The 6,849-nt window shown below is 73.2% G+C and carries 6 protein-coding genes and 2 pseudogenes; 5 read left to right on the top strand and 3 right to left on the bottom strand.

Annotated elements, in window-relative coordinates; translation table 11 throughout:
* Positions 1 to 165, bottom strand: a pseudogene (locus tag ACWEN3_RS37900) (amino acid transporter); the annotation flags it as partial.
* Between ACWEN3_RS37900 and ACWEN3_RS37895 the strand changes: the two are divergent.
* Positions 115 to 720: pseudogene (locus ACWEN3_RS37895) on the top strand (SDR family oxidoreductase); the annotation flags it as partial. The pseudogenes ACWEN3_RS37900 and ACWEN3_RS37895 sit on opposite strands and share 51 nt — an antisense overlap.
* A gap of 61 nt (positions 721 to 781) precedes the next feature.
* On the opposite strand, the gene ACWEN3_RS37890 reads toward ACWEN3_RS37895, so the two are convergent.
* Positions 782 to 1,555 carry an SDR family oxidoreductase gene (locus ACWEN3_RS37890; protein ID WP_452980711.1) on the bottom strand — a complete coding sequence of 258 codons (774 nt, stop codon included), beginning with the start codon at positions 1,553 to 1,555 and terminating at the stop codon, positions 782 to 784.
* A gap of 106 nt (positions 1,556 to 1,661) precedes the next feature.
* Positions 1,662 to 2,324 carry a response regulator gene (locus ACWEN3_RS37885; RefSeq protein ID WP_452980708.1) on the bottom strand — a complete coding sequence of 221 codons (663 nt, stop codon included), beginning with the start codon at positions 2,322 to 2,324 and terminating at the stop codon, positions 1,662 to 1,664.
* A 168-nt stretch (positions 2,325 to 2,492) separates the two neighbouring features.
* Here ACWEN3_RS37885 and ACWEN3_RS37880 point away from each other — a divergent pair, with 168 nt between their 5' ends.
* From ACWEN3_RS37880 to ACWEN3_RS37865, 4 genes are all read left to right on the top strand, one after another.
* Positions 2,493 to 4,043 (top strand): acyl-CoA carboxylase subunit beta, encoded by a 1,551-nt coding sequence (locus ACWEN3_RS37880; RefSeq protein WP_452980705.1) that lies wholly within the window; start codon positions 2,493 to 2,495, stop codon positions 4,041 to 4,043.
* Entirely contained in the window at positions 4,040 to 4,258 is a 219-nt protein-coding gene (locus ACWEN3_RS37875; protein WP_452980702.1) for an acyl-CoA carboxylase epsilon subunit, read from the top strand. Before ACWEN3_RS37880 ends, ACWEN3_RS37875 begins: the two co-directional genes overlap by 4 nt.
* 167 nt (positions 4,259 to 4,425) lie before the next feature.
* The gene (locus ACWEN3_RS37870; protein WP_452980714.1) at positions 4,426 to 5,355 is read left to right on the top strand and encodes a zinc-binding dehydrogenase; all 930 of its coding nucleotides are present in this window, start codon (positions 4,426 to 4,428) and stop codon (positions 5,353 to 5,355) included.
* Between the two features lie 28 nt (positions 5,356 to 5,383).
* Positions 5,384 to 6,790 carry an MFS transporter gene (locus ACWEN3_RS37865; protein WP_452980699.1) on the top strand — a complete coding sequence of 469 codons (1,407 nt, stop codon included), beginning with the start codon at positions 5,384 to 5,386 and terminating at the stop codon, positions 6,788 to 6,790.
* Positions 6,791 to 6,849 lie beyond the last annotated feature (59 nt).

Below are 6,849 nucleotides of genomic sequence, written 5' to 3'. Positions count from 1 at the left end.
GACCGGCGGCGGCGATGCCCGCACCGGACCCGACGAACAGCCCCGCGCCGATCACCCCGCCGAGGGCGATCATCAACAGATGTGCTGCTTGAGACCGTACGGCGCATCGCGAAGAACTGCGGCAGGGCCCTCTTTGTCGGCGCCGACGTCAGCGACGCGGCGCAGGTCGAGGCGGCCGTCGCCCGCGTCGCCGAGGAACTGGGCGCCCCGGCGATCCTGGTCAACAACGCGGGCGTGCTGCGCGACAACCTGCTGTTCAGGATGAGCGTCCCCGACTGGGACACGGTCATGGACGTGCACCTGCGCGGCGCCTTCCTGATGACCCGCGCCGTCCAGAAGCACATGGTCGACGCCGGGTACGGCCGGATCGTGAACCTCTCCTCGTCCTCCGCGCTCGGCAACCGAGGCCAGGCCAACTACGCGGCGGCCAAGGCCGGTCTGCAGGGCTTCACCAAGACCCTGGCCATCGAGCTGGGCCGGTTCGGCATCACCGCCAACGCCGTCGCCCCGGGCTTCATCGCCACGGAGATGACCGCCGCGACCGCCGCCCGCATGGGCATCACCTTCGAGGAGTTCCAGGAGCGCTGCGCGGCCGACATCCCGGTGCGCCGGGTCGGCACCCCCGACGACGTCGCCGAGACCGTCTCGTTCCTCACGGGCGAACGGGCCGGGTTCGTCTCCGGCCAGGTGCTGTACGTGGCCGGCGGCCCGCTCTGCTGAGCCTCCCGGGCGTACGCGAAGGGGGCCGGTGCATCCGCACCGGCCCCCTTGGGGCAGCCGCTCAGATCCCGCCGCCCGCCGCGATCAGCCCGCCGTCCACCGCCAGCGTCTGCCCGGTCACCCAGGAGGCGTCGTCCGAGGCCAGATAGGCGACGGCGGCGGCGATGTCCTCCGGGGTGCCGAGCCGGCCCAGGGCGTAGCCCGCGGCGATCTCCTGCTCCCGCTCCTCGTACAGCTTGGCCGCGAACCGGGTCTTCACCACGGCCGGGGCGACGGAGTTGACCCGGATCCGGGGGCCCAGTTCCTGGCCGAGCTGCTCGGTGAGGTGGATCAGCGCGGCCTTGCTCGCGCCGTACGCGCCGATGCCCTCGGCCGGCCGCAACCCGGCGACAGCGGTCATGTTGACGACCGCACCGCCGTGCTCGCCCATCCATGCGGCACGGGCCCGGCGCAGCCAGCCGAGCGCGGCCAGCACGTTCACCTCGAACACCTTCCGCAGCGCGGCCTCCTCCAGGTCCAGCACCGGCCCGAACACCGGGTTGATCCCGGTGTTGTTGACCAGCACGTCGAGCCTGCCGAAGGCCTCCACGGCGCGGGCGACGGCGGCGGCCTGGTGGGCGGGGTTGTCGGCCCGCCCGGCCACGGCGACGGCGTGCTCCGGTCCGCCGAGCAGGGTGACCGCCTCGGCCAGCGGCTCGGGGGAGCGGGCCGTCAGGCAGACCCGGGCGCCCTCGGCGACCAGCCGCTCGGCGACGGCGAGACCGATACCGCGGCTGGCCCCGGTGACGAGGGCGACCCGGCCCTGGAAGCGAGGACGGAAGGCGGGCGTGGTCACGATGAGTTACCTCCATCAGGAGCATGGGTAAAAGGGGAGGGGAAAAAGAGAAGGGAAGAGAGAAAGGACTTCGGGGAGGTCGGGAAGGCGGTGCGGCCGGGCCTTTTCATGACGCCCGGCCCATCGCGCCCTGACCCGCCAGCAATTCCCGTCGGTTCGCGACGCCGAGTTTGCGCAGCACATTGCTCACATGGTTCTTGACGGTCTGCCGTGCCACATGCAGTTCGGCCGCTATCTCGTCATTGGAACAGCGGGCCAGCAGCAGCCCGAGCACCTGTTGTTCGCGTGCCGTCATGCCCGGCACCCGGGGCTGCGCCGGCCCCCGGGGCGGCTCCTCGCGCTGTCCGCGCAGGTACCAGACGGGCCGGCCGACCGCGAGGGTCTCCACGGCGTGCACCAGCCGCTCCGGGGACGCCGAACGGTGCACGAACCCGTCCGCCCCGCCGGTCAGGCAGGCGGCCACCACGGCCGGGTCGTCGGCGCCGGTGAACACCAGCACGCTCGGCGGCCGTGACAGTCGTTTCACCTGGTGGCACAGGCGCACGCCGTCGCCGCGGCCCGCCAGGTCGACATCGGTGACGAGCAGGTCGGCGCCCAGCCGGCGCACCAGCTCCACGGCGGTCTGCCCGCTGTCGGCCTCCCGGGCGTCGTCGAGGGCGCCGGAGTGCCTGAGCAGCGAGGCCACCGCCGTCCGGGAGACCGGGAACGGGTCGGCCACCACCGCCACGCGGTACCGGGACAGCGAGGCCGCCGTATCGTCCAGTGCCATCACCCCTCCTTCCAGCGGGTGCGGGGAATGCGAACGTAATCCGCCGCCCTGGAAACCGGCCGGGAAAGTGGCGCGAAGGTGCCCGTCGAATGTCTCTTTCGAGACCCCGCCCTGTATTCCGGCATCGCTTTCCGCCTAGCGTGCACGGCAGTTGAAAGGAGTGCGCAGATGGCGTTGCGTGAACGGCTCGGCGAACTCGCCGAAAGGAAACGGAAGGCGGCCGAAGGCCCCGGAGCGGCGGCCACCGAACGGCAGCACGCCCGCGGCAAACTCACCGTGCGTGAGCGGATCGGCCTCCTGCTGGACAAGGGCTCGTTCACCGAGGTGGAGGGGCTGCGCCGGCACCGGGCCACCGGCTTCGGCCTGGAGGAGCGAAAGCCGGACGGCGACGGCGTGGTCACCGGCTGGGGCACCGTCGACGGCCGCCAGGTCTTCGTCTACGGCCATGACTTCCGGGTCTTCGGCGGTGCGCTCGGCGAGGCCCACGCCCAGAAGATCCACAAGATCATGGACCTGGCGGAGGCCGCCGGCGCCCCCCTGGTCGCCCTCAGCGACGGCGCGGGCGCCCGTATCCAGGAGGGCGTGACCGCACTCGCCGGCTACGGCGGCATCTTCACCCGCAACGTCCGCATGTCCGGTGTGATCCCGCAGATCAGCGTGGTCCTCGGCCCCTGCGCGGGCGGCGCCGCCTACTCCCCGGCCCTCACCGACTTCGTGTTCATGGTGCGCGGCACCGCGCAGATGTACATCACCGGACCCGACGTGGTGCAGGCCGTCACCGGCGAGCGGGTCGGCCACGACGAACTCGGCGGCGCCGAGGTCCACTCCGCCCTCTCCGGGGTCTCCACCTTCCTCCACGAGGACGAGGAGTCCTGTCTGGCCGACGTGCGCCACCTGCTGTCGCTGCTGCCCGCCAACAACCGTGAGCTGCGGCCGGAGGAGCCCACCGCCGACCCGGCGGACCGGCCCTGCGACGCCCTGCTCGACCTGGTGCCGGAGCACCCGAACCAGGCGTACGACATGCGCCGGGTGATCGAGGAGATCGCCGACGACGGCGACTTCTTCGAGCTGCACGAGCGCTGGGCGCCCAACCTGATCGTCGCCCTGGCCCGGCTCGGCGGGCAGGTCGTCGGGATCGTCGCCAACCAGCCGCAGGTCCAGGCCGGTGTGCTGGACATCGCCGCGTCGGAGAAGGGCGCGCGGTTCGTGCAGTTCTGCGACTCCTTCAGCATCCCGCTCGTCACCCTCGTCGACGTGCCCGGCTTCCTGCCCGGCACCGGTCAGGAGCAGGACGGCATCATCCGGCGCGGCGCCAAGCTGCTGTACGCCTACTGCGACGCGACCGTGCCCCGGGTGCAGGTCATCCTGCGCAAGGCCTACGGCGGCGCCTACATCGTCATGGACTCCCGCTCCATCGGCTGCGACCTGTCCTTCGCCTGGCCCACCAACGAGATCGCCGTGATGGGCGCCGAGGGCGCGGCGAACGTCGTGTTCCGCCGCGAGATCGCCGCCGCCGACGACCCCGAGGAGGCGCGGGCCCGGCGGGTGGCCGAGTACAAGGAGCGGCTCATGCACCCGTACCACGCGGCCGAGCGCGGCCTCGTCGACGACGTCATCGACCCCCGCGACACCCGCGCCGTCCTCGTCCGCTCGCTGCGGATGCTGCGCGGCAAACACGCCCATGTGCCCGAGCGCAAGCACGGGAACCAGCCGGTATGAGCGGCACCGAGGACCCCGCCGCCGTGCGGGTGCTGCGCGGCCGCGCCGACGCCGACGAGCTGGCCGCCGTACTGGCCGTGCTGCACGCGCTCGCCGCCCGCACCGCGCCCGCCGCCCCCGACCCGGCCCCCGCCCGTCCCCGTGCGACCTGGCGCCGCCCTCGCCACCGTCCGCACACCGGCACCTGGCGCACCCCGCCCATGTCACTTAGGTGACACCGCCGCCGTACCTCGGTGGCACTTTCCTTGAGCGGCCGCGGGCCCGGTTCCTAGCGTGCTGAACACCGGGCCGCAGCGCCCAACACCCCCGCATCCCAAGCCCTTTGCGTGAAACCCAGGAGTCAGTCATGCCCGCAGTCGCCCAGCCCGCAGCGGACCGCCCCATGCGGGCGCTGCTGCCCACCGGCCGCCCGGAGGAGATGGTCGAGCCCGGCACGGCCGAGCTGCCGCGGCCCGCGGCCGACGAGGCGCTCGTCGAGGTCAGGGCGTTCTCCGTGAACCGCGGCGAGGTCTTCCAGCTGCACGGCCCGCTGCGGCCGAGCGGCGCCCGTCCCGGCAAGGACATCGCCGGCGTCGTCGTCCGCGCCGCCGCGGACGGCTCCGGGCCGGCCGCCGGCACCCGGGTCGTAGGCCACCCCCCGGCGAACGGCTGGGCGCAGTACGCGGCCGTCCCCACCCACTCCCTCGCCGAACTCCCGGGCGACATCGCCTTCGAGACCGCCGCCGCCCTCCCGCTGGCCGGACTCACCGCCCTGCGCCTGCTGCGCGTGGCCGGCCCGGTCGCGGGCCGCCGGCTCCTGCTGACCGGCGCCTCCGGCGGCGTCGGCCACTACGTCACCGAACTCGCCGTCGGCCAGGGCGCCGAGGTCACCGCCGTCACCGCCACCGCCGAACGCGGCAAGCGGCTCGCCGAGCTGGGCGCGACCGTCGTCCACGCCCTGGACGAGGTGACCGGCGGGCCCTTCGACGTCGTCCTGGAGTCGGTCGGCGACACCTCCACCCCGCGCGCGCTGGCCCTGCTGAAGCAGCGCGGGCAGCTGATCTGGTTCGGGCAGGCCTCCCGCAGGCCCGCCGAGCTGAGCTTCTTCGACTTCTTCAAGGGCCCCCGCTCGGCCACCGTCCGCCACTTCCACTACGAGCACTTCGACGAGTCGTTCGGCGCCGACCTGAGGACCCTGGTCCGGCTCGCCGCCGAGGGTCGGCTCACCCCCCACATCGGCCGCACCGAGGACTGGGCGCACACCGCCGCCGTCCTCGGCGACCTGCGCGACCGCCGCGTCGTCGGCAACGCCGTCCTCACCGTCAGCGCCTGAAACCCGTCCCCACCACGATTGGAACGTGATGGCCACCACCGCCGTAGAAGCGCCCGCCACCCCACGGTCGGCGCGCATGACCTCGCGTCAGCGCCTGCTGCTGACCCTGCTGCTCGGCTCGCAGTTCATGCTGGCCGTGGACTTCTCCATCCTGAACGTCGCCCTGCCCGACATCGGCAAGGGGCTCGGTTTCTCGCTGGCCAACCTGCAGTGGATCTCCACCGCGATGATGCTGCCCTCGGCCGGCTTCACCCTGCTCTTCGGCCGTCTCGCCGACCTCGCCGGCCGGCGCCGGATGCTGCTGATCGGCATGGGCCTGCTGGCCGCCGGCTCCCTCGTCGGCGGACTGGCCACCAGCCCCGGCATGCTGCTCGGCGCCCGCGTCGCCCAGGGCCTCGCCTCCGCGCTCGCCACCCCGGCGGCGCTGTCCCTGCTGACCACCTCGCTGCCCGAAGGCCCCCTGCGCGAGAAGGCGCTCGGCCTGAACGGCACGCTCATCTCGGCCGGGTTCACCGTCGGCGCGATCTTCGGCGGTGTCCTCACCGACCTGCTGAGCTGGCGCTGGGCCTTCTTCATCAACGTGCCCGTCGCCGCCGCGATCCTGTTCGCCGCGCCCGCCGTGATCCCCGAGAGCCGCGGTGAGCGCACCAAGCTCGACATCCCCGGCGCAGTCACCGTCACCGGCGGACTGCTCGCCCTGGTGTACGGCGTCACCGAGGCCGGCCAGCACGGCTGGACCAACCCCCTGGCCCTCGCGACGATCGCCGCCGCGGTCGTCCTGCTCGGCGCGTTCTGGCTGATCGAGCTGCGCGCCAAGGCCCCCCTCGCCCCGGTCCGGGTGCTGACCCGCCCGACCGTCAAGTGGGGCAACTTCGGCGGCCTGATCACCTTCACCATGGAGAGCTCGGTCATCTTCCTGCTGACCCTGTACCTCCAGGAGGTCTTCGGCTACAGCCCGCTGCAGACCGGCCTCGCCTTCTGCGGCATCGGCGTCGCGGCCTTCGTCGGCGGCATGGCCGCCCCGCGGCTGATCGGCCGCTTCGGCAACCGGGCCGTCCTCGGCGCCGGCCTGCTGCTGCAGTCCGTGGCCACCGGCGCGCTGTTCCTCGTCGGCAACGGCGGTGGCGGCGCCCTGGCGCTGATGCTGGCCGCCTCCTCGGCGGGCGCCTTCGGCCACATCTCGGCGATCGTCGGCTACATGGTCACCGCCACCTCGGGCCTGCCCGACGGCGAGCAGGGCCTGGCCACCGGCCTCGCCTCGATGACCCAGCAGGTCGGCATCACCATGGGCATCCCGGTGCTCAGCTCCATCGCCACCGCCCGGATGAACGCCACCGGCTCCACCCTGACCGGCATCCACACGGCGCTGCTGGTCGACGCGGCGATCGTCCTGGTCGGCTCGGCCCTGGCCACCACCGGTCTGCGCCGCCGCTGACCCGTCCCACCCCCGGGCAGGGCCCCGGGCCGTTCCGCGGACGACGGCGTCCCCGGAGC

It is taken from the genome of Streptomyces sp. NPDC004561 (assembly GCF_053602155.1).
This window is presented reverse-complemented; position numbering and strand designations above follow the sequence as displayed.